The sequence below is a fragment of the Sporomusa malonica genome (assembly GCF_900176355.1).
Lineage (GTDB): Bacteria > Bacillota > Negativicutes > Sporomusales > Sporomusaceae > Sporomusa > Sporomusa malonica.
On the sequence record NZ_FWXI01000003.1, the window covers coordinates 74,601 to 100,152 of the forward strand.

26 protein-coding genes and 1 tRNA gene are annotated in these 25,552 nt (G+C 42.5%); 2 read left to right on the forward strand and 25 right to left on the reverse strand.

Going from position 1 to position 25,552, the window contains the following annotated elements; translation table 11 throughout:
• Positions 1-30: 30 nt before the first annotated feature.
• Both B9A22_RS04050 and B9A22_RS04055 read right to left on the reverse strand, forming a co-directional pair.
• The gene (locus B9A22_RS04050) at positions 31-450 is read right to left on the reverse strand and encodes a hypothetical protein (protein ID WP_084574439.1); all 420 of its coding nucleotides are present in this window, start codon (positions 448-450) and stop codon (positions 31-33) included.
• A complete protein-coding gene (locus B9A22_RS04055) occupies positions 440-661 on the reverse strand; it encodes a helix-turn-helix domain-containing protein (protein ID WP_084574440.1) in 222 nt (73 codons plus the stop codon). Before B9A22_RS04055 ends, B9A22_RS04050 begins: the two co-directional genes overlap by 11 nt.
• Positions 662-846: 185 nt before the next feature.
• On the opposite strand from B9A22_RS04055, the gene B9A22_RS04060 reads away from it, so the two are divergent.
• Positions 847-1,179, forward strand: a complete 333-nt coding sequence (locus B9A22_RS04060) for a helix-turn-helix domain-containing protein (protein ID WP_084574441.1) — start codon at positions 847-849, stop codon at positions 1,177-1,179.
• 118 nt (positions 1,180-1,297) lie between these two features.
• Positions 1,298-2,440 (forward strand): tyrosine-type recombinase/integrase, encoded by a 1,143-nt coding sequence (locus B9A22_RS04065; protein WP_084574442.1) that lies wholly within the window; start codon positions 1,298-1,300, stop codon positions 2,438-2,440.
• A 169-nt stretch (positions 2,441-2,609) separates the two neighbouring features.
• On the opposite strand, the gene B9A22_RS04070 is transcribed toward B9A22_RS04065, so the two are convergent.
• The 23 genes from B9A22_RS04070 to B9A22_RS04180 all read right to left on the reverse strand — a co-directional run bounded on the left by B9A22_RS04070 (position 2,610) and on the right by B9A22_RS04180 (position 25,550).
• Positions 2,610-2,691, reverse strand: a tRNA-Leu gene (locus tag B9A22_RS04070).
• Between the two features lie 116 nt (positions 2,692-2,807).
• Positions 2,808-4,856: a molybdopterin-dependent oxidoreductase gene (locus B9A22_RS04075; protein WP_084574443.1), complete on the reverse strand. Its 2,049-nt coding sequence runs from the start codon at positions 4,854-4,856 to the stop codon at positions 2,808-2,810.
• Between the two features lie 127 nt (positions 4,857-4,983).
• Complete coding sequence (locus B9A22_RS04080) at positions 4,984-5,805, reverse strand: dimethyl sulfoxide reductase anchor subunit family protein (RefSeq protein WP_245823783.1); 822 nt, start codon at positions 5,803-5,805, stop codon at positions 4,984-4,986.
• Positions 5,805-6,368: a 4Fe-4S dicluster domain-containing protein gene (locus B9A22_RS04085; protein WP_084574445.1), complete on the reverse strand. Its 564-nt coding sequence runs from the start codon at positions 6,366-6,368 to the stop codon at positions 5,805-5,807. The genes B9A22_RS04080 and B9A22_RS04085 overlap by 1 nt, the downstream gene beginning before the upstream one ends.
• Positions 6,369-6,383: 15 nt before the next feature.
• Entirely contained in the window at positions 6,384-8,579 is a 2,196-nt protein-coding gene (locus B9A22_RS04090) for a molybdopterin-dependent oxidoreductase (RefSeq protein WP_084574446.1), read from the reverse strand.
• The gene (locus B9A22_RS04095) at positions 8,576-9,172 is read right to left on the reverse strand and encodes a TorD/DmsD family molecular chaperone (protein WP_245823784.1); all 597 of its coding nucleotides are present in this window, start codon (positions 9,170-9,172) and stop codon (positions 8,576-8,578) included. The genes B9A22_RS04090 and B9A22_RS04095 overlap by 4 nt, the downstream gene beginning before the upstream one ends.
• A 13-nt stretch (positions 9,173-9,185) precedes the next feature.
• Positions 9,186-9,500 carry a hypothetical protein gene (locus B9A22_RS04100; RefSeq protein WP_084574447.1) on the reverse strand — a complete coding sequence of 105 codons (315 nt, stop codon included), beginning with the start codon at positions 9,498-9,500 and terminating at the stop codon, positions 9,186-9,188.
• Positions 9,501-9,612: 112 nt separating this feature from the next.
• Positions 9,613-11,238, reverse strand: coding sequence for a PucR family transcriptional regulator (locus tag B9A22_RS04105; RefSeq protein ID WP_245823785.1), 1,626 nt, complete (start codon positions 11,236-11,238; stop codon positions 9,613-9,615).
• A gap of 24 nt (positions 11,239-11,262) precedes the next feature.
• The gene (locus B9A22_RS04110) at positions 11,263-11,817 is read right to left on the reverse strand and encodes a 4Fe-4S dicluster domain-containing protein (RefSeq protein ID WP_084574449.1); all 555 of its coding nucleotides are present in this window, start codon (positions 11,815-11,817) and stop codon (positions 11,263-11,265) included.
• Between the two features lie 242 nt (positions 11,818-12,059).
• Entirely contained in the window at positions 12,060-12,596 is a 537-nt protein-coding gene (locus B9A22_RS04115) for an isochorismatase family protein (RefSeq protein WP_084574450.1), read from the reverse strand.
• Between the two features lie 185 nt (positions 12,597-12,781).
• Positions 12,782-13,363 (reverse strand): flavin reductase family protein, encoded by a 582-nt coding sequence (locus B9A22_RS04120; RefSeq protein WP_176215390.1) that lies wholly within the window; start codon positions 13,361-13,363, stop codon positions 12,782-12,784.
• A gap of 31 nt (positions 13,364-13,394) precedes the next feature.
• On the reverse strand, positions 13,395-14,672 hold the full coding sequence (gene arsN2, locus B9A22_RS04125) for an arsenic resistance N-acetyltransferase ArsN2 (protein ID WP_084574452.1): 1,278 nt from the start codon (positions 14,670-14,672) through the stop codon (positions 13,395-13,397).
• A complete protein-coding gene (locus B9A22_RS04130; protein WP_084574453.1) occupies positions 14,665-15,171 on the reverse strand; it encodes a MarR family winged helix-turn-helix transcriptional regulator in 507 nt (168 codons plus the stop codon). Before B9A22_RS04130 ends, arsN2 begins: the two co-directional genes overlap by 8 nt.
• A 29-nt stretch (positions 15,172-15,200) precedes the next feature.
• Positions 15,201-15,566 carry a putative zinc-binding protein gene (locus B9A22_RS04135; protein WP_084574454.1) on the reverse strand — a complete coding sequence of 122 codons (366 nt, stop codon included), beginning with the start codon at positions 15,564-15,566 and terminating at the stop codon, positions 15,201-15,203.
• A 205-nt stretch (positions 15,567-15,771) separates the two neighbouring features.
• Positions 15,772-17,523, reverse strand: a complete 1,752-nt coding sequence (arsA, locus tag B9A22_RS04140) for an arsenical pump-driving ATPase (RefSeq protein WP_084574655.1) — start codon at positions 17,521-17,523, stop codon at positions 15,772-15,774.
• A 22-nt stretch (positions 17,524-17,545) separates the two neighbouring features.
• Positions 17,546-17,902: an arsenite efflux transporter metallochaperone ArsD gene (arsD, locus tag B9A22_RS04145; protein WP_084574455.1), complete on the reverse strand. Its 357-nt coding sequence runs from the start codon at positions 17,900-17,902 to the stop codon at positions 17,546-17,548.
• A gap of 148 nt (positions 17,903-18,050) precedes the next feature.
• Positions 18,051-18,410 carry an ArsR/SmtB family transcription factor gene (locus tag B9A22_RS04150; protein ID WP_084574456.1) on the reverse strand — a complete coding sequence of 120 codons (360 nt, stop codon included), beginning with the start codon at positions 18,408-18,410 and terminating at the stop codon, positions 18,051-18,053.
• Between the two features lie 287 nt (positions 18,411-18,697).
• Positions 18,698-19,645 carry a bifunctional metallophosphatase/5'-nucleotidase gene (locus B9A22_RS04155; protein ID WP_084574457.1) on the reverse strand — a complete coding sequence of 316 codons (948 nt, stop codon included), beginning with the start codon at positions 19,643-19,645 and terminating at the stop codon, positions 18,698-18,700.
• Positions 19,646-19,668: 23 nt separating this feature from the next.
• Entirely contained in the window at positions 19,669-21,231 is a 1,563-nt protein-coding gene (locus B9A22_RS04160) for a choice-of-anchor I family protein (RefSeq protein WP_084574458.1), read from the reverse strand.
• 72 nt (positions 21,232-21,303) lie between these two features.
• Complete coding sequence (locus B9A22_RS04165; RefSeq protein ID WP_084574459.1) at positions 21,304-22,296, reverse strand: cysteine hydrolase family protein; 993 nt, start codon at positions 22,294-22,296, stop codon at positions 21,304-21,306.
• A gap of 156 nt (positions 22,297-22,452) precedes the next feature.
• Positions 22,453-23,793, reverse strand: a complete 1,341-nt coding sequence (locus B9A22_RS04170; protein WP_084574460.1) for a nicotinate phosphoribosyltransferase — start codon at positions 23,791-23,793, stop codon at positions 22,453-22,455.
• Positions 23,790-24,623, reverse strand: coding sequence for an NAD(+)/NADH kinase (locus B9A22_RS04175; RefSeq protein WP_084574461.1), 834 nt, complete (start codon positions 24,621-24,623; stop codon positions 23,790-23,792). Before B9A22_RS04175 ends, B9A22_RS04170 begins: the two co-directional genes overlap by 4 nt.
• Positions 24,624-24,641: 18 nt before the next feature.
• Positions 24,642-25,550 carry an NUDIX hydrolase gene (locus B9A22_RS04180; RefSeq protein ID WP_084574462.1) on the reverse strand — a complete coding sequence of 303 codons (909 nt, stop codon included), beginning with the start codon at positions 25,548-25,550 and terminating at the stop codon, positions 24,642-24,644.
• Positions 25,551-25,552: the final 2 nt, after the last annotated feature.

A 25,552-nucleotide genomic window follows, 5' to 3' on the forward strand; every position in this document is an offset into this window, starting at 1 on the left:
CAGCCTCCTTGCCAACCAGGTTGGCAACCATTATGGTTGGCAAGTTTTCGAAACCAACGTTAAAAAAGGTTTATCCACTGGTTTATCCACAGGTTTTCCACACAAAGAATGTAGTACATAATACGGGGCCAAGCGCCCCGGCCTGGGTATATGCATAATCAATCCAGCCTCCACCAGTTCCGTTCTGGCTCTGGATAGAGCCGAATAGCTGTACCCCAACATCCCCAACAAAGTACTGCTGGCCACCGTAAAATGCGGCGGCCAGCCCGCCCGGTTACACAGGTGCATTAGTACACCCCATAATGCCTGGGCATCACTTGTCAGTGGCTGAGTAAGTAAGCGGGCATAAAAGCTATTCAGTTCCATTATGTAGTTCATGGATAGGCCCACACCCACAACAAAAACTGTAAGATAATCGCCCAGCCAATCGCTGCCGGTATCATGGGGCAACGCGTTTTAGACTGGCTGTTTCCACCCCCACTTTCGCTATCGCCCGTTTGCGCAGCCATTCGTTGGCAGCCTCTACATGAATCAAAAACCGGTTGCCCTCTTTGGACGCGGGAAAATCCGACAAGTAGCACAATTCCCTGACACGATTCTGCCCAATTCCCGTCATCGTGGCAAACTCTTTCACCGATACCATGATCTTTGCAGTGCTCATACCCCATACCTCCCATATCATAATATAGTTAAGTTATTACAATTTGTAGTATATAGTACAAATTAAAATATTTCAATACATTTTGTAATTTATTGTTTACAAAATGACGTAACATGTTTTAGAATGAAATTATCAAATAAAAAATGACGGTGTGTGAAAAAAGATGATGGTGTGTGTGATAAATCATGATAAGTGAAAAACTTCGGGCCGCCCGCTCTAACATGAACATGTCCCAAGCGGCGCTCGCCCGTGTCGTCGGCGTCAAACAATCCACCGTAGCCTCTTGGGAAAAGGGACGAACTGAACCAGATACGATTATGTTGGGACGACTGGCCCAGGCGCTGAAAGTGACAACTGATCATCTCCTCGGCATCCAATCCGAACAGTTGTCCCTACCGGAAGGAGTGGCCGACATAGCCAAAAAGATTGCCGACCTCTCACCCAGTGACCGAGTGGTAGTGGAAAAAATCGTAGCCGCATTAAGCACAGAGGATAAATCAAATGTCGTCCCTAGTTGACCGGTGGATTCGTGTACTACTGACCCAAAAGCGGTAATACCAAAATAATCTCCCTTCATGATTCACTAGAATTCTCGCACTTCTTACCGCGTTAAATATTAAAAGGCGGTGTGTGAAAATGGCAAAACGTGCAAACGGAGAAGGAACAATCTGCAAAAGGAAAGACGGCCTCTGGACAGCGGCCATCACGGTAGGCCGGGATGAGAAAACCGGCAAATTGATTCGAAAATATGTGTACGGCAAAACCAAAACCGAAGTACAAGAAAAAAAGACCACTCTTTTCGAGCAGTCTAAAGGCATTACTTTTGTTGATGCCGACAAAGTCACAGTAGAACAATGGATAAAAAAATGGCTGGAAACCTATGCAAGGCCCAAAGTTCGCCAAAATACTTATGAGTCCTATGAGTCAGTCGCCACCCGGCACGTTATCCCAGCGTTAGGTAAAAATAAGCTGACCAAATTACAATCCAACCAAATCCAAACCATGATCAATGAAATTATTGCCAAACATTCACCCCGCCTGGGTCAATATTCGTTCGCAGTTTTACGCATGGCTTTACGCCAGGCACTTAAAGAACACTTACTATTACGTGACCCGACATTGGCCGTATCACCGCCAAAAAAGGTAAAAAAAGAAGTGCGGCAGCTCACCGTGGAAGAATGGAATAAACTCTTCACTGAGGCCAAAAAGAAATCTGGTATGCATCTGGCTATCTTAGTAGAATGGGCCACTGGGATGCGTCGGGAAGAAATTCTAGGCCTACGGTGGTGTGATACCAATTTAGATAAAAAATATTTGTCCATCTGCAATGTAGTCATTGTCACCAAAGCAGGCCCCCAATTTTCCATTCCCAAGTCGAAAAGCGGCTTCCGCCAAATCACCATCCCCGACTTTGTGGCAAACGAATTGAAACACCATAAAACAAAACAAACCGCCGAACGGCTTGCAGCAGAAGAGTGGCATAATCACGACCTTGTTTTCTGCCGAAAAAATGGCCTTCCATTAGAACCCAGGGACTTTTCCCATCGCTTCTCCGAAATTGCTAAAGACGCCGGTGTAAGCAGTACTTTCCACGATCTCCGCCATGACCATGCCACCCGGCTCTTTGCCGAAGGCAAACACCCCAAAGATGTCCAGGACCGACTCGGTCACAGCTCGATTTCCATGACGCTCGACACCTACACCCACCATGTTCCATCCCGGCAAACTACGATTGCCGATTGGCTACAGACAACCATCCCGTCAGCAGCAAAATCCTGACTACAACAATAATTTTATTTTCATTGTTGTAGAATCTCCGTAAAAATATTATCCCTACTTAAAAATTACATTTCATAACCTTACTCTACCCTTTTATTGTTGTACGGTTGTTGTAGTAAAAAATAAAGGCTGTCAGGATCAAATCCCGACAGCCTTGTCATTGTTGAATTGGTGCGGGAGAATGACTTGAACCGCCACGGTCACCCGCCAGATCCTAAGTCTGGTGCGTCTGCCAATTCCGCCACTCCCGCGTCCTCAGAATTAATACTATACCAGCTAATTAGATTATTGTCAACATAGGACTATAAAGAAAACACGGTTTGCGCCGAGCCTTAGCGACAGCGGAAAAAACCAGCATCCCCAAGAACTACACTATCTCAAAATCTACAAAAACATCATAGAAGGCAACTCCTTTGGAGCCAGTACTGATATCCCCCATGTCTGATGGCAAACCTGCATTCAGGTCATTGAGCCGCATTTCCTCTCCCGGCCGCCATCCTTGGTGGCAGACTAAGATGTCTGGTGGAGTATCATGGGAAATACAGGCTTTGAGCGTTATTGCCCCCAGGCTGTTGTATACTCTTATTTGTTTTCCGGTCACTACTCCTTTCATTGCTGCAGTTTGTGGATTGATAAATACGATTTGCTCCGAGTATTTTAGTAAAGTTTCGATATTCAGAAATTGGGAGTTAAGCCCTTGCTGAGCATGAGATGTTATAAGCCAATATGGATACTTACTACTCGGCGCAATTCCTGCTTTATATTCCGGTAATGCCGCCAGGTTGTTCTCCCTCGCCTTAATCGAAAAAAATTCAAACTTGCCTGAATTTGTTGCAAAGCATTTATCCTCCCAAGCCGTACGCGGAACGGCCGCCCGTCTTGGACCGGCGGCTAAATCCGACCAGTGGTTAATCCCCAAGAGAGCATACATTCTATCATTGAATTCGTCATCGAGAAAATCGGCGTGAGATTTATCAACAGGAAAAGAACTGCTGCCCTCCCGGTATTGGTTTAACGTCTTGGCCAAAAGTTGAGCAATTTCAAGATCACTCTTCGCATCGAATAAAGGCGGGATCGCTTGCTCATTCAAGCCAATCCAATGATGCCAGTAGCTGGGAACTACATCAAGTTCTTCAAATTGGGTCGTCGCTGGCAAAACAATATCAGAATAACGCGCAGTAGGAGTCAAGAATTGTTCGACAGTAACAATTAGTTCCAGCTTATCCAGCTCTTTGGTCAAAATACTACCTGATACATCCTGCGTCACCAAATTGCGGCATGACACCCAAAGCAGCTTGACCGGCGGATCATTGAGTCTCTTCAGTCCCTGGGCGAACTCGTTAATATTGATATACCTAGCCCCACTGGGACTATTAAGAAAATGATAATTAAACCCCCATGTCATTTGATGGGCATATTGAACCCCGCCACCGGCAACTCCAATATTACCTGTCATCGCAGCTAATGCATCAATTGCGCGCAAACTTTGGCCGCCGTTGATATGGCGTTGCATACCAAATCCCGCCCATATATACACAGGACCAGAACTGGCCATCATGCTGGCCAGTTCTTTTATTGTCTCCAGTCGCTGGCCGCATTGTCCGGCAAGATAATCAATATCTAATTCTACGAGGTATTCCCTAAATTGCTGCCACCCAACTGTATGACAATCGATAAAATTCTGGTCAATCCGGCCGCTCTCGAAGAGCTTTTTTGCTATAGCTAGTGCTAAAGCTCCATCTTCACCCGGATTGATCTGTACAAAGCAGTTTGCTTTCCGGGCTGTCTGAGTATAAATAGGATCAATAACTATAACCTTTGCCCCATGATCTTGCGCCCGATAAATATAAGGTAACGAGTGTATCGCCGTCCAAGCCGGATTTACTCCCCAGAGAATAATGAGTCCTGCCTTTTCCATTTCCTGTGGGTCAGAATTCACATTTCTACCTAAATCATACAGCTGCGCATCCAGACCTGCAGACCAACACGGTGATCCTCGTGCCTGGGTAGTAGGACCTAAGCTATTGAACATACCTTCTACTGCGTTGTGCAGGATTCCAAAATTCCCGGAATACTTGTTAAGACAAAGCGGTAGTGTGGAGTGATAGCGATCTTTTATGTCCAGGATTTTTTCACAAATAATCGCCATTGCCTGTTCCCACGTCAGCCGTTCCCATTGTCCCGAGCCACGCCCAATTTGGCGCATAGGATAGCGAATCCGCTCTGGACTGTAAACCCGCCGGACATAGGTTTGGCCTTTGGAACACAGTTTTCCGCTCGTATAACCGTGTTCCGGATCTCCTGTAACCTTTTCTAAAAGACCTTTGCGGACATAGGCTAGAATCCCGCAAGTATCATAACAATTGCGGGGACAGACGTGCCGGGTAATTTGGTAACCATCGTGTGTATAAATCATAGAAATCACGCTCTCCTGTTGTCTTATCTGTTCTTTCTAGATTTCAGTTCAGATTCCCTTCACTAAAGGTTCTGGCCGCCACACGTCCTATGTAAGAAGGCCCGCTTGCAGCAGGCCTTCACAACTATTATAGCCCAAACATGGTTAACGCTACTGCCGAACTATAGAATAGTTCCCTGCCAAGCAACTCCCCAATAAGTACCAGAGCAAATAAAATAGGAACATAGCAGCGAACATTCCATTCCCGCTTCGATCCTGCGTAGCCCAACAAACTTAACGGAGCTATCAGTCCGATCAACAGGCGAGGCCAAAAAGTCATACCTAGTATGATGTTCCTGCCGGTAAGGGCCTCTGTATTGCCCATGCCAGTCATCAGAGTTACGTATAAGGCGAGGCTAGTCAGACTACACACGAGAGCTGCAGCCACAATCATGAATATATTTTTCCCGAAAACATATTGCCTGGTATGTGCTATAACTGCAATAAATAACGGTCCAAGGCTTGCTGCGGTCAAAAGAAAGAACAGTACCGGACCAGCATTGTTCCAGGCAGGTCGCGCCGGTAATGTGTAAACTAGTCCGGACGATATTACTGCCAGTATCGCGACAATCGCACCGACTAAACCTACTGATCTGCGAGATCTGCCGGTTTTCCATTGCCAGTAGTATAAAACCGCCAATGTAAAGAATAAACCAAATGCCAAAACTTCATGACTTAACCGGGATGTCCCAACATGAGCTAACGCACGGTATGCCTCAAAAGGCTGCCCCAAATGTCCCATGGATGCCACTAGAGCCAACCCCATTGCCACCACAATACCCAAGGCGGAAAATGTACCGATTTTGTTTTCAACTTTTCCCGTAAAGGTATCAAGCGCCCAAAGAGTAATGAAGGCTCCAGCTGCCATCTGAGATAGAACGGTAAACAGGACTAATGCCCACTCAGCCACTATTTCTCCCTCCTAACCTGTACCCCAACAATGGGTTTGATAAATCTAGTTGTCGGCTTGGTTATGCCGATATCCGGAAAACCAGGCAACGTTCGACTAACCTTGCTAAAGTTATTATTGTTCAAGTCAATAACCGAAATAGCTTCCATCGGGCAACCAGCAACGCAGGCTGGCTTCTCTCCCCGGTCTTGTCGAGCCGCGCACATATGACATTTTTCGACTTTTTTCACTTTCTCATTAAACTGAGGTACCTTATACGGACAGGCCAACATACACATCCGGCAACCGATGCAACGCTGCGGATCGTGGATAACGATTCCATCTTCTCTTTTGGTATAGGCAATAACCGGGCAAGCAGTCAGACAGGCCGGGTCTTCACAGTGATTACAGGCCATGGATGCAAACTCCCTGGCTGCACTACCAAATGCATCCTCCCGTAGTGGGTAAACCTTGCGCCACCGAATCGAAGGTTCTTGTTGATATTCGTTTTTACAAGCCATCTCACAGGAGTGACAGCCTACGCAGCGGTCGCTATCCACAAGAAAACCTAATTTTTTAGCCACTTATACCCCTCCTCACTAAACCTTTTGAATGGCAACGAAGTTGTCGTGGAAGGCGATTCCCGGAGACCCCGTAGCCTTTTTCCCCATGTCCGCCGGAATAGCTTTCACAGTGTAATTGACATTGAATTTTTTCCCTTTGTACCAAGCCTCATACACGGCAACCACATCGGGAGAAACAGTTTCAGTGACCTTGGCCGGCAAAATAATATAACCAATCTCGTTGTACATCTTGACCGAATCTTTATCCTTAATTCCGTACGCAGTCGCTACACTCGGATGAAGTTCTAAACATGGTTCATTATTTATAGATGCCATCCAATCCAAATTCTGAAACTGACTATGAATGTTCAGTTTCCAATGCGACGATATGCACCGCAGTGGATACTTGTCAGTAGGCTGCATTTCCTCGACGTAGACCGGTAGCGGAAAATGACCCAGCTTCTTTGCCTCTTCTGACCAAAATTCATACTTTCCTGAAGGGGTTTTAAACTTACTGTCTTGCCAGGCAATCAGCCCGCTTTTGGCTTTTACCGGGCCTTTTTTCAACTCAGACCAATTATTTATGCCAAATTGCTTGTAAATGCCATCATTAAACTCTTTACCAACCCATTCCTGTAAATCTCCTGAAGTAGGGAAGGTACATGAACCCTTTTCCAGTTCATTGAGTTTAGCTGATAATTCCATGGCGATAGTAACATCGTTTTTGCTTTCATACATCGGCTTGATGGCCTGCTCATTAAGACTCAGCCAATAGTGCCAATACGATACGTTGACCCCTGGAGTCTCAAATGTAGTTGTGACTGGTAAAACAATATCTGACATCTCTACTGTAGGATTCATGTACATGTCGGCGGTAACCACTAAGTCCATAGCCTCAAAAGCTTTTTTAACTACAGATGTCTCCGGGTCTTGTGTCATAGGTCCCCGGCAGGCTATCCACAACATTTTGATTGGCGGTTCTTTAGCGCTCAATACCTCGGCGCCGAAATTATTAATGTTAATCGACCGATCACCATTACCGCCGCTATTCTCAGGTTTTTTCTGAGACATTGCGTGATAATCGAACCCCCATGTCTGCAAATGAGCATATTGAGCACCACCGCCCGACTTGCCAATATTGCCGGTCATTGCCGCCAAAGCGTCAATGGCTCTCACGTTTTGTCCACCGTTGGTATGCCGCTGCATACCATAACCAATCCAGATATTAGCTGGTTTTGTCGTGGCGTATTCGCGGGCCAACCTTTCAATAACATATTGTGGTATTCCAGTCTTTTGAGCCGCCCATTCAACGGTTATGTCATTCTTTAGGTAGCTAAAAAACTCCTCAGCACCTTTACTATTTTTCGCCAGCCAGTCTCCATCATAAAGGCTATTATCCAGGATATAGCGAGCCATACCTAAAGCTAGCGCCCCATCAGTGCTAGCTTTGATCTGCAGATATAAATCTGCCTTTGAGGCGGTCTGGGATAAAAGAGGATCGATGACCACAATCTTGCAACCCCGGTTTTGGGCTTCTTTAATAAAAAACATGGAATGTAAAGAACACCATGCCGGATTGGCACCCCAGATGATCATATACTTTGAATTCACAATATCCTCAGGATCATTACTATAAATCGTGCCGAAATCAAAGGTCTGAGCGTCAATTCCCGCCGGCCAGCAGGGTGTCCCGGTTGCCCGGGTGGTGTTACCGATACTTGTTAACATTCCTTCGATACCATAGTGCATGATATCGAAGTTACCGGAATATTTATTTAAACAAATTGGCAGCGTACTCCCGTATTCTTTCTTAATACGCAAAATAGTTTTTGCAATTTCGGAATAAGCCTCGTCCCAGCTAATTCTTTGCCAATTGCCTGAGCCGCGGCCCATCTGACGCATAGGGTATTTTATCCTGTCCGGGCTATACACGCTGCGCGTATAGCTATACCCTTTGGCACATAATCTGCCGCGGGTATATGTGCTTGTCGGATTTCCCTCTACTTTTTTCAAAACCCCATCTTCAACTGTTGATATAATCGAACAGGTATCATAACAGTTACGGGGACAGGCATTGTTAAACACTTTCCGATCAATGCTAGCTGTAGCGCCGATCGGACTGAGGCCGGAAAAAATAAAGTCAAATATCGTTCCGCCAAATCCCACTGCCGCCGCAGTCGCAGTAGCACTTTTAATGAAGCTACGACGGGTTAATAGACCTTGCTGCTTCAAATTACTCCCTCCTTATACAATTCTGTTTCTTCCGACTGGAGAAATCCTGTCAGCGCTAATGCAGTACCGCTGCAGATAGACACTTTTCCTTTTGTTAGTACATCCTGACAGTGTTGATAAACCCATGTCCGGATATGTTCTTCAAAAAAACTTCGGTAGAGTATTAGATAACAATTGGCTGCAGCTAGATCTTCTTCTGCCAGCCTTTGGCCAGCCTGAGATAATAAGTAACAGATAAATTCTAATTCTAATCCTAAATGATCATCTGGAATAACATTTTTGCTCCCTACCTCAAGACCAGCCTTACGATAAAAATTACGTACCGCTAAAGTTTCATTTTGCATCACTAGTCCCATGGCGTTTAGATAGGCGCTTTCAAAAGGAGGCGCCAGCAACTTCGCCGGGCCCACAAACAGACGATTATACTCATATTCCACCTCGTCGTCCAAGTAATAATCTGCATTATAAATAAAATAATCTTTCCTAATAATTACCATGTACTCCTGAACTGCTTCTATTGCTTTTTCCGCCTGCCCCCAACTCCCTTGATAATATTGCTTAAATAGTGAATATATCGATAAACGTTTAGCCAAATTGCTCAGCATGTCAGACTTGTGGTTTTGCAACATCGCTCGCCTGCTCCTTATCTTGAATTGGCATGTCCTTGACTTCGGCCTCCGGAATCAACTGCTGTCCACTACTGGATCGAATTGGGAACTTTTTGATGCCATTCTTTAGTTCAGCTTCCGACAATTTCAGCTTCTTGGGAACGGTAGGCTGAGCAACCCCTTGGTAACTTTGATCCATTGCACCGTTATCAAGCTGTACAGCCTTAGGTGCGGTTGTCGTACCACAAGCGGTGATCAATATTGACGTACTAAACAAAATAATAACCAGCAACAATAGATATTTCCGTGACAAGCTAACCACCTCCAATTTCTTTTGATTTAATTATATAAAATTCTGACAACATTTTTTTTGTAGGTTTCTCCAAACATTTCGTTTGTTCATGTAAAAAAAAACAAAACCAACCTTATTGGTTGGTTTTCCGCATTTTCACTATTTTACATGCAACCGAGAGACTTACCCGGCTCTCCATTTTTTGCAAGTCGGCATCTAACAATTCTTCAATCTTCTTCAAACGATATCTCAGTGTATTAGAATGCATAAATAGTTTTTCCGCTATTAAGTTTAAATCTCCATTTTGCTGAAAATATATCTGCAGTGTTTCAAGATAATTAGTGTTATTTTTTTCGTCATATTCAATGATCACGCCTAAGTGCTCTTTATAGTATTCGTCCAGTTGGTCCAGGCTAACGTGAGACAAAAGCCGAATAACACCCAAATCTTCAAAATGAGTAATGTGCCCTTTTTCTTGGATAAATCGCCCTAAATCCAAGGCATACTTTGCTTCTTGGTAACTTCGGCAAAGATCCACAACAGATGAATAAAACTTACCTATCCCGACGGAAAACGTAACTGTCGGGAGTATCTCCTGCATTGCATTCTGCAACAATTTGGCAAGGCTTTTCAGGTGTTGTTTAATTCTTTTGTCTTCATCATCGTTGCCTGGAATTATCACTACAATCTGATCCTGCATTTCACTTATGATGACATGCCGAAAGTGCTGCTTTAGAAATGCAGTAGTAGAAGATTGCAACTGTTCCAGTATTTGATCCTTATTTAGTAGTTGCTTAAAATCATCCGGTTCAACAATCAAAAGACGATGCGGCTTGCCGAATTCCCAACCCCAATATCGGCCTCGCTTAATAAGTGCATTTTCAGATTCAAAATTATTATACAAAAGGTCATAGAGGAAGTGATCTTTATACTTCTTTTCAATCTCCTCCGTATTTTTGCGGCTAATCAAAACCTGAAGACAAGAAAGCCCTACCTCGCTGATCTGGCATAAATCCAATTCATTTAGTTGTCCTGCGACATCAAAAACTAATAAATAACCAAGAAGCTGATTTCCCCACAAGAGCAGTTTAACAGAGACAATGATATTTTGATTGTTAAAAATTATTACCTGTTGATAAACTTTTTCCAGCATGAGATCATTTTTCTTATGCTGGATGATTTTAAGCCGGGCTGATTTCACCAACTCCCCTAGTTCATCGGCAGGCCAAAATCGCTCAGTGCCTCCTTGGGCTAGAATTTGAAATACCGAGTCAACCAAAATAGCCGGATTTTGTAGATACTCCGCCAGTTGGTTAAGCAGCGCCGGTAAGTCCATCCTTAAATTAGTCACCTGACGGATTCGATAATGTTCTGAAATGCTTGTTATTTTTCCATTTTGCACTAAATTCACCACTAACTCGAGTGCAAACTTTAATTCCTGCTCCTCAATTCTCTTCGAACAAACAAACAACGGAATATGGTTTTTTTCTGCCTGATCTATAAGGCCCTGAGAAAGCGCAGCTCCATACCCACTGATCAGGATTCCGGCTGGAGCCAAATTTAAATATACCGCCAATATCGCGTCCAGATCTTTTCGCTCCTCTTCAGCGCAAACCAAAATAAAAGCGTCCTCTAAACTGCTCTCAGGTACCCCTTTAAAAGCCGTAACAACCCGGAAAATCTTTTTATTTCGTCCCCCCGCCCAGCCAGCGACAACCGTCGCTTGTGCCACAGGATCAATTGTTGTTAGTTCCTGCACTGTACAAAACTGCTGCATGTTGTCTCACCGTCCTATCCGCCAAAAACTCTGAGGTGTTTTTGGTAAAATAAACCGCACTGATGGTCTGGTAAACTGGATAATCGGAAAATATGGGAGCATCTCCTGAGCTCCTAAAGGCAGAGGTTCGTTCAAGTCCACTATTTGGAGTGCGCCAACAATACATGCATCCACGCAAGCCGGCGCAAGTCCCTTATCAATACGTTCGACACAAAAGTTGCATTTACTCGCCTTTTGAGTTCGCGGATTTGCCTTCGGCGCCTGAAAAGGACAAGCTCCAATACAACTTTGACAGCTAATACAGCTTTGAGATTGGTGCAGTACTATCCCATCCCGCCGTTTATGAAAGCATTTCCGTTTACAAACACGAATACATTCCGGATTTATACAATGGTTGCAGGCTAATGATAAAAACCCCAACCCCCGATTGTCCTTACTAATGCGGATAACACGCCGATGCTGCAACTGGTCGCTCTGGTGTTCGTTGATGCAAGCGATCTCACAACCTCTACACCCAACACACTTATTTAAGTCAATCAAAAATCCCAGCTGCTTTCTCACGCAAGCATCTCCTGTCCTCAGATACTTAAGTCTAGTCTCTTCTAAATTCCACTCGAAAAGATTAAAACCCTTTGAGTATTACTAATACGCATAATAGTAGTTCGGCGTAGGTTCGCCCCCCTTGTGCTAAGGGGGGCGATTTCATCTTATAAGCGTAAGGCATTATTAATGCTTATTTAATGGGTAGATATTTGCAAATTGGAGGCAAAACAATCATGCATTTACCCAATTCATGCCACTCCCTACTTTACTAGCCGTGAAATCGTTCTAAATACTTCAGTTCCAGCCTCACGACATAGCTCAAATAAGATTGACTCTACTGTCGTAAGAATAGCACCTTCATATTCCATACGCCGCAAGGCAATCTCATATTCATGGTGTCTGCGAGAACTAATTGCATCCGTAACTACTATCGGGAGATAACCTAACGCCTTCAAATCAATGACTGTCTGTAGGACACAAATATGCGCTTCAATGCCAGTTATAATAACATATTTGCAGCCGGACTCGCGAAGCTTGGCGCTAAGGTTATCATTACCACAACAGCTAAAAGTAATTTTATCATAACAGGCGTTAATATGAGTCCGAAGTTCATCAATAATATCTCCCAGCCCTTGCGGATACTGCCTAGCTGCCACTAGAGGCACTCCCAAGGCTGTTATCCCTTTAAGTAGAGTAATGATTTTTTGACTTAACGCCTCTTTATTTTCCATGTGAGGGTATAGTTTCTCCTGGACATCAATCAGCAGTACCAAGGACTCCTCTTTATTAATACGCATAAACACAGTTCCTCCATTCCACAAGACCTACCGCCCCAGGATATTCCTAGAATGGTAGGTCTGCTCTTTCATATACGTCGGCTACGATAATCAACAGCTCCTAGCTTGGGCGAGCTTATAAGCAATTGCTTTGCCTATACCCTGGGCAGCTCCCGTATGACTGAGCCCTTCAACATTATCGCTCATCACTCCCCGTCTGTTACCCTCAACTGCCTCCCCACATTAAATGCTGTGCCCACTTTCTCTCCAAGATTCCAATACTCGCGTAAACCAGCGGCGTATACCAGAGGGTTTACTTTTCCTAATATTATTCTTCCAGTATCATCAACACAATTGTTGTCGATATGGGTCTCTACAATTTGTCCCAGAAATACAATAAACTCCCCTATTTGTAATTCATTCACTACCTTGCACTCAAGATTATAGGCACATTCCTGAATAATCGGGGCACCAACTTTTAAACCTGGGGCAGGAGTAAAATGTGTCTCTTTAAATTTATCATTACGTCGTCCACTGACAATACCGCAGTAGTCAACCTCAGCCACCTTACTAGTTCCCGGAATATTAACCGTAAACTCTCCTTGATTGCGAATGCTCTCCGTAGAGTGTCGTTTGTTGGTCATTGATACTGCTATAGTCGGCGGCTCAGAGCATACCATCCCCACCCACGCTATCGTGATAATATTGGGTTTTTCCAGGGTTCCGCTAGCAACCAATGTAATCGGAGTTGGAAAAAATGTATCAGACGGACCCAATTGCTTTTTCACTGGCTTCACCTCCAAAATGTTTAAAACGCAACTATTTAGTCTCTAACCTCATGCATGTACTGCAGGCTGGGCAGATAGAATTTAATGCAGAATCGTTGAGTAGTGAGGCTGGAACTTCAGCGCGTGAAACCTTATTAAAACCAAATTGCTTCAGATACTTTTCCGCCGTTTCGGTTAATAGATATACTTCTTTGATACCGCTAGACCTAGCCTTACTGAGTGCAGTAGTTACCAGTTGAGCAGCAATGCCTTGCTTTCGGGAGCTGGAGGCTACGGCCAGCGAGCGAAGAAGTCCGTAGGAACCTGACCGTTCCATCCCGATAACCGCTAGCAGTTCATTTCCCTTGTTCGAAGCAACCAAGAAGTTATTAATGCTAGATTCGACACCGGCTGTTGGAAGACCGGCACTCACAATCAACTGACTTACTTTGGATAAATCGGCGGCGGTTGCTTCGCGTATTTGGTAGTCCACACCTTTACAAGCGGTTATGCTAGGCTTACGAGCTCGAATAAACGCGCTCACCACCGCACCTTGCAGTTGCGTTAACTCTTCCTTAGATAACTGCGAAAACAATTCGGAGTGTAAATCAGCAAAGTCATAGACCCGCGTTACCTGGATTTCGACGTTTTTAAATCCGGCCGCCTGCAGCTTGCCTTGGTATTCAGCATCACTAAGAGCCCCTGCTATACAGCCTGCCCAGGCAATAAGATCCTGCTGTAATTTTGAGGGTATAGCCTTTTTTAAGACAATATCGGATACGGCAAACCGGCCGCCTGACTTCAAGACCCGGAAGCATTCTTGCAGAACCTGATCTTTATCAAAAGATAGATTGATGACACAGTTTGAGATAATTACGTCGACCGAGTTATCTGGTAATGGTATGTCCTCGATGTGGCCTTTTAAGAACTCAGCGTTCGAAATTCCTGATTTTTGTTGGTTTTGTCTGGCTTCTTCCAACATTTCATCTGTCATATCCAATCCATATGCTTTCCCATAAGGGCCCACCCTCTTAGCTGAGAGCAATACATCCAGCCCTGCACCGCTGCCCAAATCTAATACTACCTCCCCAGCGTAGAGTTCAGCCAGTGCAGTAGGATTGCCGCAACCAAATGAGGTTGCAACTAGATCTGTGGAAAGTCCCTGAACCTCAGTTTCTGAGTACAAATTTCCGGTAATCATCTGTGTTGCTTTGCTGAGACTTGTATCACAACAAGAAGTCCTTGAACCAGCCCCTCCACAACACCCCTTTTTTGCAGTAATAGCGTTGGCATATTTCTTACGTACTACCTCTCTAATTGTTTCACTCACAATCACAACCTCCTTTTTCTATCGCTTGATTCCCAAAACAGACTTGACTAATGTTAAAACTCATATCGGTGTCTCTTACGGCGGTGAGAAGATATGGTAATGCCTCAATCACTACATCCTGTTTTTCTTCAGGAACCGAACGTAACACTCGGGCGAAATATTCTTCCATACTGCCATTAATTAATTCAACCATTTTACTACCATTTTCGGTTAAGGTAATTTTGGTATACCGCCGATCCTGTTTATCACTTTGCCTTTCTACCAGTCCTATATTAACCAGGTTATCGACTGTGCGACTCATGGTGCTTTTATCAAGAGTAAGTGACTCTGATAATTCGTTTAAAGATAACGTATTCTTTCTTCCAATTTCGATTAAAGTATGGCATTGAGCGACTGTGATCCCGCAACATGCGGCGTCTGCCTTTTGTAACAGTCCCAGCTTCCTTACGCACGTCCTGACAACTTCCCTAAGAACTTGGGCGTTGTTCTCATCTGACAATGTAATGACCTCCCAACATAGTCCTGTTTCTACTTAGCTGCTGCCTTGATCTGTTGACAAGCAGTTGCTATAAATTTTTGCTGATCGCAGCCATCGACAAGTCCCATTGAAGTCAACACATAGGAGGTTGGCTTAAGCTCAGCTTTTTCAAGAGTTCTCTTGGCACAAGTCATCCCACAACCGTCGATAACAATTACTTTACTAGCTTCCCTCGCCGCGTTTATAAATCTTGGGTATCCCGCACCAATCCCAGCTAAACAACTGGTTCCGCATCTGGCATACCCCTCTTTACGGAGCTGGCGTCCAATCTTGTCACTTAATTCGCCTTCGGTACAGCACCCGGAACAGGTAAAAAGAATTCGTGTGTTCTGCTGGCATTCGTCCTTGCAGCCCATACTTTATCTCCTTTTTGTTGTTTCTTCGAGAGAAATCTGTCTTCAATATATTTCCATTACAATTGTAACACGAAACAGTTTTATATTGCAACTATATAATCAAAAACTTCCAATAAAAGACTATAACAAAAATAAGAGAGGATTGCATACAGCAACCCCCTTTAACTTAATGCTCAGTCCAAGCTCCGTGTACCAACTAAAATACCTACTTGATTAACTCCAACAGTTCTTTACCTTGGATTTCCTTACCATGCCATTTGATTAATACTGTATTGCCCTGTGATATTTCAACGACTTTATTTATCCATTCGATTTCACTCTGCGACTTAGCTTTTAACAATGGGCTTTTCGTATGAGTAAGATATAGACTTGAGTTTACGATCCACCATTTTGAATGGATGCCGGCTCGCTCTAAATCATCAGTAAGCCTCATGGCCTCATGTACTGGCGTAGCTTCTGGGAGCGTGACAATTACGACTTCCGTCTCTGCGGCATTTCTTAATCTTGGCAGAAGTTTTTTTACACTTTCCGGTATATCACCTTGGCTTTTTTGAATTTCTTTATGATAGCTCTGAGTAGCATCTAACAGTAATAAGGTGTGACCGGTAGGTGCAGTATCAACAACCACAACTTGATTATCTGTTGCCTGTTCAACGATCTCGGCGAACGCTCTGAATACAGCTATTTCTTGTGTGCATGGTGATCTTAAATCTTCTTCAATATAAGCCAGGTCTGCATCGGCCATCGATTCTCTAGCCTTCGCCAATACTTCTTCCTTGTACTTTTCAAGCTCTAAGGCCTCATCAATATGACTTACTTTTAAATTTTCACTGTTACTAAGCATAAACTTTAAGTGATGGGCAGGGTCAGTCGTAGTAAGGTGTACTTTTACTCCTTTTTCTACTAATCCTACGGCTATTGCCGCCGCCAATGTACTTTTACCGACCCCGCCCTTCCCCATTGTAAAGATGACTTTTTTATGGGTAGTATAAACATCTTCTATTAATGCACCTAAAGTGTGCACTTCGTTTATTTTAGCGGCATGTTCTTTTTCATCTAAGGAGTTATCAGTCAACATTCTGCGTATATTTTTTACACCATAGACATTGTAAGCACGCAGGGGAATATAGTAAGCTGTAATGTTATGCAGATAATCAGGCATCTCCTGAAGAGCTTGCTGCTGCTTATTATATAAACTTAGCGCTGTTTCATCCTCGGTTGTATCTAGTTCAAGAACTCCGTTAATAATCATGGTTTGATTGTTAACACCAAGATCTTTTAACTCTTCTGATGCCCGTTTGGCTTCCAACAGCGGAGTTTTTTCCGGTCTTGCAACCAGCATAACGGTTGTCAGACTTTGGTTAGCTAAGGTCTCCACAGCATTTTTATACATCTGCTTGTTGCTTTCTAATCCGGATAACTGACCCAAACAAGATGCCCCATGGGTATTTTCGCTGATAAAGTTACTCCACGCTGACGGGAGCTGAAGCATTCTAAGCGTATGGCCAGTAGGGGCCGTATCAAATATGACGTGATCATACTTGTTTTTAATATTTTCATCTGTTAGATAATGGGAAAACTCATTAAAAGCAGCAATTTCTACTGTACATGACCCAGACAACTGTTCTTCCATACTTGCAATTACCGCCTCAGGTAGAAGCCCTTTGTATGGCCCAATTACTTTCTCTTTATATTCACGAGCTGCTTCTACAGGATCTAAGTTAACTACAGTAAGATTAGGCACTTCAGCTATCGGTGTACCTTTGTTATCAAGTTCGACACCAAAAACATCCTGCAAATTCGAAGCAGGGTCAGTGCTTATTAGCATTACACTTTTGCCGCTATCGGCTAAACTGACCGCTGTTGCACATGCTGAAGATGTTTTGCCAACGCCGCCTTTGCCAGTGAAAAAGAAATATTTGGTAAGTTCTATAGAGGAAAGCTTATAAGATTGCATAGGCATTCCTTCTTTCAGCATATTAACAGCACCCACCATCACAGCAGCAACCACTTTTTTTAGGCTTGGTGTTTACATCAAGCCCAGTCCATTGAGTAAATTCTTCATTTGTAGGATAACCTTTAGTTTTGGCTACTTGGCCATCAACTAGAGTAATCGGCAATATTTCAGGACCATTTTGCTTTAAAGAATCATTGATCAGTTGGTTTTCCACGAAGGCATTTGGCTGACCCGAAAGATTAAACCGACTTATATCTGCTCCGTTTTGTTTAAGATTCTCAATCACAGTTGCTACTCTTAGAAGTTCCTTATCAACGCTTGCTCCGCATACACCAGTAGAACAGCACATAGCCGGGTCATAAATCACTATTTTTTTCATAGTATCCACTCTCCTATCATTTTTTAGGCACTTATACTATCTATCCATTAGATTATGTCGGACTTATATTCTTATATCCCCATGCAGGAATATATATTGTATTATATGAGTCGACTATAAAAAATGTAATACTGTTTTTATAATTAGTTTACTCATCTAAACTAATTATATGTTCACACCCGCCACCCAGCTCCTTGTATTTCTTTAGGCGAGAGAGATCATGCTGACACTTAACAATAGTGTTGAGCTCTTGCTCCAACACTATACCAACAAAGGGATGCCGCGCTAACAGATCGGTGTTAATCGCAAAGTAAACCCATTGCGCCTGTTTCTCAGCAATGATAATATCTGCTGTTTTTAGTCGACTTAAGTGACGGGAAGCATTGGATTGACTAATCTGTAATATATCTTCCATTTCACAGACACATAAAGGTCCTTGCCTAAGTAAGTTTAAGATCCGAATACGGGTCTCATCACCCAGAGCTTTCAAAATTTCTACTACGTCCATATTTCCCCTCCTATAATATGATTATATTCCGTTTCACTCATATACGCAAGAACTTATTTAATTTCTAGTTTAAATATCAGCTTTGTCAGGCGTATAAGTTTAATTGGGGAGTAAAAGAATTCATAGTTATATCTCTTTTCGCTAGGGAGAGAAAGAAAACCTGACGAATCGAATCATCAGGCTTCTTCCAATGTATCCTATTTTTTATTCTTTATAAACTAAGTAAAGAGCTGGAGAATTACACAAATGGATTCGCTTCCTATATTGTTCCGCCCTGAAGTTATTTCTTAGGCAGCCTTACTTTTAGCTTTACTCAAAAATCGGTCCACAATTCTCTTTATTTCTGTATCCATAGGCACTTTGTCATTGATAGGATACAGCATGCCCTTATGCGACTTCAAAACCCACTTACCATCCTTGTTCTCATAAGTTAAATCCAATCTGCCGAGAAAGATGTTATCCTCTCCCCCTGCTTGGGTGATGGGGATTCCCCCTGAACGATATATGGGCTGCGGAATAACAAAATGATCATCAGCGCCGATTATAAAGGAAATACCGCTGTCTGCAAGGTCTTTATCAATCTGTAAGTCTCCCGCAAGTCCCGCGTGTGACAGTACTATTTGAATATCTGATGCCTTACGCACCTCGGGAATAAGTGTTTTCACCGTAGTAAAGGCGTCTTCCACAATTTTGTTAGAAGCTTGGGGGTACTTCTTGACTTTATTGGAAGTTACCCCTAAAATACCTATTTTCATGTCTGCTACCTGTTTGACTATATAAGGCTGTACACCTGGCAAATATTCGCCCGCTTGCGTCCTGACATTGGCACAAAGAGTCGGAAAGTTTGCCTGATTTATTAAATTATATAGTTTTTCATCAGTTACAGCCTGATCGGGATGAGCTTTAAACTCATTATTGCCGAGTTCCCAGACATCATACTTTAGTGCATTTAGTACAGCCATCTCCAATTCTCCGTAAAAAACCTTATGATATGGACCACGAATAGAAAGGTCGCCACCATCGATAAGTAATATGTTTTTCTTTTCGGCTCGTATCTGCTTTATGATAGATGCTTTTCTTGCCAAGGCATATGGTTCATAATCGTGAAAATCGTTTGTATGAATTATTGTCAGATTGAATACTTGCGGCTGATTTGGCCCAGCAAATACACCCACTGGAATTATTAATGCTATAACAATTGCTAAAGTAACAAGATAGGCTATTTTTTTGTACATGCTCTGCTACCTCCTTATTTTTTTCATCTGGCTTGATGCATTTCAAAGATAGCTACCGTGCCACTAACTTCATTAGCAGCTAAAAGCAGCGGCTTACCGGTTGGGCTCTTGGCAGCAGTTACAAAACATAGGCCTTCTGGCGAAACATCTCCGGCAATTTTATCACTGAAATCACGTGTATTAATATAATCAACATAATAAGCATTGGTCGGATCTGTAATGTTATAAGCCATTACACCACCAATTCGTTCTAAGCCAATAAAAGCATACATCTGGTTTCCGATAATGCCAACCTTTATATCTTCAGGCTCTGGGCCTTTTTTACCACTGCGACTGTCTATGGATGTATCCTTATTTGAAGCATTAAAATGCTTAGGATACTTTTCTGCTGTTATGGTTTCAAAGTCACTGCCACTATCAAATACCAGCTTCATAGTATCTGACTGCCAAATCGAGAAAGACCGCGCACCAAAAGTATAATTTTTATCTGCTGCCAGCCCTTCATGTTCCGAGTTTTTTAGGACATCTACTTTTTGCCCATCAATTACGGCAGTAGCAATATTACTGTAAGAGCCCCATTCCCTGCCATCGCCTTCGTTCGGTGTTAAAACGTAGGCTTTACCTTTGCTTTCATATATGGCAATACCGTCAGGCATATAGATTCCGTACACATTCTGTGATTTTATGTCAATTTTCTTATCTTTTACTAAATCAATAGCATTCTTCTCTATACTATGATCTTTAAAACCAAGTCCTTTTATGGTAATAAAATTCTTGTTTTGTATATCTAACACTGCTATCGAATTTGCTTCCTGCAAACTGATATATGCTTTTTTGCTATCTGCACTTATCGCAATATATTCCGGCTCTAAATCCAGCGCTGGAGCAACGTCTTTTTTTAAAAGAACCTTATCGCTGATCAACTGTTCGCGCTTTGCATCGAATCTTTCAAAACCAACTATAGCCGCAGTTGCTTTTTCTATGCCTTTTTGTAAATCAATTATAGTTACCGAGCCTCTGGGATCTACCGTTCCAGGCTCGTAGCCCAGCCGCGGTTCTCCCTCATCAGCAGTTAGAACATAATTGCCGTCAGGCGTAAAGGCAACCATATCTGGCTGAACGCCAGTAGCAATGTATTTGATGAATTTTCCATTATAATCCAAAATAACTACTGCCCCAGGTTTTGTGTAGTCTGCCTCCTGCACTGCGAGCGCTATTATTTTTTTCTTGGTATTTACATCAACGCTGGTGATATCGCCAAATGTAAAGCCTGGTATTGTTTTACTAACGTCAATTCTATCGGTAGCTACATCAAAAGCTGTAGTACCATCAGAATTCAATTTTACGATATCAACCGTTTTAGTAACACCATTTACTATGTACATTTTTTTATTATCGGAATTGAACTTTACTATTTCTGCCACGCCACCATCAGGATTGGAAAAACCAGTAGCATAGCTTGATAAATGTTTTAGCGTCATTTCCTTATTGCCACCATTAATATTCCCGGCAAATACGGTAGTACCTATTGATGAAACCAGGTACAAAAGTGATGCCGCCAAAAATGTCCATGCCTTCGTTTTCAAAAATTTTCCTCCTCGTATAATTCGTTTTACATTATTATACATTTTAGAGGAAGGAGTTTAGTTATGAAAAGTTTAAGTTTTTGTTAAGATATCTGTGGATTTTACAACCCTCATTCCTGTTAATTTGAATTTTTCCAAGGCTTCTTTAGCAATCGCTGGAAAATCGGGGCTGCCTTCTGTTGGTTGGACTGGTGACATACAATCTTCAAGGATATAAATTTTACTTTCTTCAAAACCAAGCGAATTATTAGGCATACGCTTTTTCTCTTTTTGAATGGCTTTATGCATGTCTTCCAAAGTCGCTTTTACACAATGACTCAACGCTTCCCCCGCGACGTAGATTCGATCAAAACTTATCAAATCTGTCATCAAATTCTCGTCGAAGTTTCCAACACTCTTCATTGAACCATCTTTAAAGTACAGATTCGGGACTTCAGGCGATAATACGCTGTAATTTTCTGTCCAGGGGCTTTCCCCTTTTGTGACCCATTTTATTTCCTTGCCGGTCATTAAAGAGTAGAAAAATAACGTTTCATACAGCATTGGAACCACCGCATTATCGACAGAACCTTTCTGAGTGTGATACTCCCATGTAATCAGAATGTACTTTTCACTTTTCTCAAGCTGTTCAAGATAGCTTTCAATAAGCTCAATCGGGATCCATTCAGCATATGGTCTCCACTTTTTCTCTCTAATATTTTCCAAGGTAATCATCGTAAACGGATCAGGATTTTCATTTTGATCGTTAATCCAAAATCCCGGAGTATGTATTTGAAATACTGTATGAGTATCAAGAGACACTCGAATTTCATCAATCAGTTCCAGATTACGGTAGATAAAATCACAAGTTCGTTCTATATCTTTCTCAGCCCCATCGACATATAGACTTGCACCAGGAATGCAAAATCCCACCTGTGGGTCAATCAAAAAGAGTACTATTTTTTCACTCTTGGGGACAGGTTTAAATTCCTTACGAAGTTCCCGTACTTCATTTTGAATGATGTCATACCTGGGTAAGTATAAATCCCCGGCACGGTTAGGAGAATAAAAACAAGGCTTTCTCATTTAAGTCAACCGCCTTTCAAATTATTTCATCGGACTTGCAATAAAGTGAGACTTAGCTTCAGGTGGGGTTAACCCCATCTGAAGTTTAGTCGACCTTATCCAGGGACTTAGTCGCTCTTAACTCCCTATAGAAGAGGGAGTCTTAGAGCGACTTGGTCATCGGATAAATTCCAATTCTGGGTTATTGCATGCAGAGCGACCGATTTTAGCTAGATTGTGCCAATCATTACCGACCTTAATTTTAACGATGTCGGCGGTGAAGTCGTTATTAGTTTCGGGTGAGTTTTCGATTAGACTAGACCCTACACCATAAAAATCTACAGGTACGTCTTGTTCCTCGAACTCTCTGATTTTCTTTGCGTTAAAGCCCCCGGTTACGAAGATTTTAACATCTTTACAGTATTTCTTTGCGAGGTCAAGAAACTCTGCCGGAACATTCCATTCCAAATAGGCGTTATCGAGCCCTTCCCGAATGTTCCAGACTAGCTTGGGAGATACTCCCATATCAAGAGCTTTATTCCCGGTCGGAACGATAGACTTATCTCTCATGTTTGCGGAGGTATCTGGGCGCACTCCGAATAATTTATATTGTGCAGCTTCTTCTAAGTTCCCTTGCTGGTAAAGTTCAAAATATTTATCCCATAGCCTTTTCATAACTTTTTTTGATTCACCAACACAGTCATTATGGAAATCTACTAAGGCAATGCGGTTTATTGCGGGATGTAAGAGTCTGGCAAATTGAAACATTGCCTCTGCGGTATCTCCGCAAAAGCTTGCAATAGTAGAGTGTGAAATAGTGCCAACTCCACTACCCGACCAATATGCAGCGCCACTATCGGTAGATACAAAAGTACCATTTTTCGTGCCATATTTTTTATTATAAGCATCAATCCCTAACGAATAAGCGTAACCATGTAACGCCTGGATTTTATATGGAGTGAACCGTGCCGGAAAAAACAGGACTTCTTTGTCTCGAGCCGCTACTAAAGTATTAAATACATTGGTAGCAATTCTTGTAGGTTCAGCCATCGCTCCTAGCATAACTGTTTCTAATTTTGCGAAGTAACGATGGTTGCCACGCACTTTAATGACAGGAACTACCTTCTTGGGATCTCCATCATAGGTAACATACGTACCATCTTGTACAGCTTCGACCTCAAGTTCATCATATGTATTTACAAATTCGCCATTTTCGGTATAATATCCGGTACATTGTTTCAGAATTGCTAGTGCTTCATCAACCCCGGCAACTACACTAAAGGGGCGGCGGCGAGTAAAGAATTGTATTTCAACTTCCATGTTCCCGGTATAAATTACTGAGCAATCTAGCTCTTTAAGATCACTTTCTCCTTGGAATTGATACTTCTCAGCAGCTAGTTTTTCGAGTAATTCTACGTTATTACAAAAATATTTATCAGAGTACCACCCCTGGCGAATTCGTTCTGCATCAATCATAAATAATTCTTCGGGTAATCGTTTGTTATTGAATATGCTCATGTTAAGTCACTCCGCTCTTTTTTATCTTTATCCCATTTCATCTTTCGTGATAGAAGTTGATAGAAGGTTTCATTGTTAAGCCGAATCAAATTAGTCATCGTGGAAGCTTTATTAATGACGATACAATCATCAGTTTCCAACTCAATATCCACTTGACCATCTGCCGAAAGAAGAAGTTCCTTATGATACGATTCGACTACGATTTTGATTTCTTTGTTGTCACAGGCTATCATCGACCTTACGTTAAGTAAATGAGAACAGATAGGAGTGATTACGTTGATTCCAAGGTCGGGAGGAATAATTGCACCCCCGGCTGATATGGAATACCCGGTACTTCCGGTAGCTGTGCTTATGATAATTCCGTCTGCTGGAAAGTTCCCTACATAATCCCCGCCGATATGAGTTCTAAGTCTTACTAGCTTAGCTATAGCTCCTTTGACTACTATGTCGTTTAGAGCGGTGCACTGCGCTACATTTCTCTTGTGTCGATATACTCGTGCCTCTAAGCGTTTTCGTTTATCTATGGTAAATTGACTATTTAAAATTAGAGAAAGCGCCTCAATGACTTTGGGAAGGTTATATTCCATTCCGGTTAAGAAACCTAAATGTCCAGTGTTAATCCCGAAGATAGGAATTTCCCCTACATATCTGGCTGTACCTAATACGGTTCCATCTCCCCCGAAAGAAAGAACTACATCTAATTCCGGGAGGGGATTATTTAAATCCAGTATCTCGACGCTACTTCCCTGTCTCTCGATATGCGTTATGACAGTCTCTATCGCAGAGGTTTTGAGTCCTTTAGAGCGATTGAGCATAATGCCTACCTTCAATGAATACACCTCGCTTTACTAATCTTCTACCCAATCGGGATTGAAACGGAACAGTCTAGCAGGCTTATAAGGCTTTCCGGATTCCCATTCATCTGTCTCTATGACCATTTTTTTCTGTTTCTCCATTTTATCCCGGAAATTTCTGCTATAAATGGCTTTCCCGGTGATAACTTCGTAAAGCTTCTTTAGTTCCGTTAAAGTAAACAATTCCGGCATAAGAGAAAAAGCAATATCGGTATATTCTACTTTGTTTTTTAATCGCTCAAGAGCATAAAAGATAACCGTTGCGTGATCGAAAGCAAGCCCTGAAGGATTATCCAAATATTCAAGGCCGATTTTAGAATTTCTTCCTTCCATCACCTTAGTAACAATTACAGTATCTTTGATTTCATGCTCGCCATTGACCAAGGAAAGCTCATAAGTTCTTTTGCGAATATAACCTGTTTGGGTTTGAGTTTTTATTTCTTCAAGAAGTGTGGCTTTTACATCAAACCAACAGGCATCTTCAGCATCATCTCCGGCTTTAACGTTTAGTTTAGAACTATCTACAAGCGCCATATATGAGGTGCTGATAACCCTTCGGCGAAGGTCACGGTAAACCTTGCCCCAAGTATAAAGCTGTTCCATGTAAACATCAGAAACGTTAGTTTCTTCTTCCAACTCCCGGATTGCCGCTTTATCAAGATCTTCAAAGTAATTAACAAATCCCCCTGGCAAAGCCCATTTAGCTTTATATGGGTCGGTTACATCAACAACAAGGGGGTCTCCCTTACGTTTAATAAGAAGAACTCGCAACACTTTATCTGGAACTGACCGAGCTTTGATTTCGACGTCTACAGCTGTTAGGATTATCATATCCACAGTTGTAGACGGTTTTTTATATTTACTGTCATCGTAGTCTTTAAGAAATTCTTTTTGTTCGATCATAA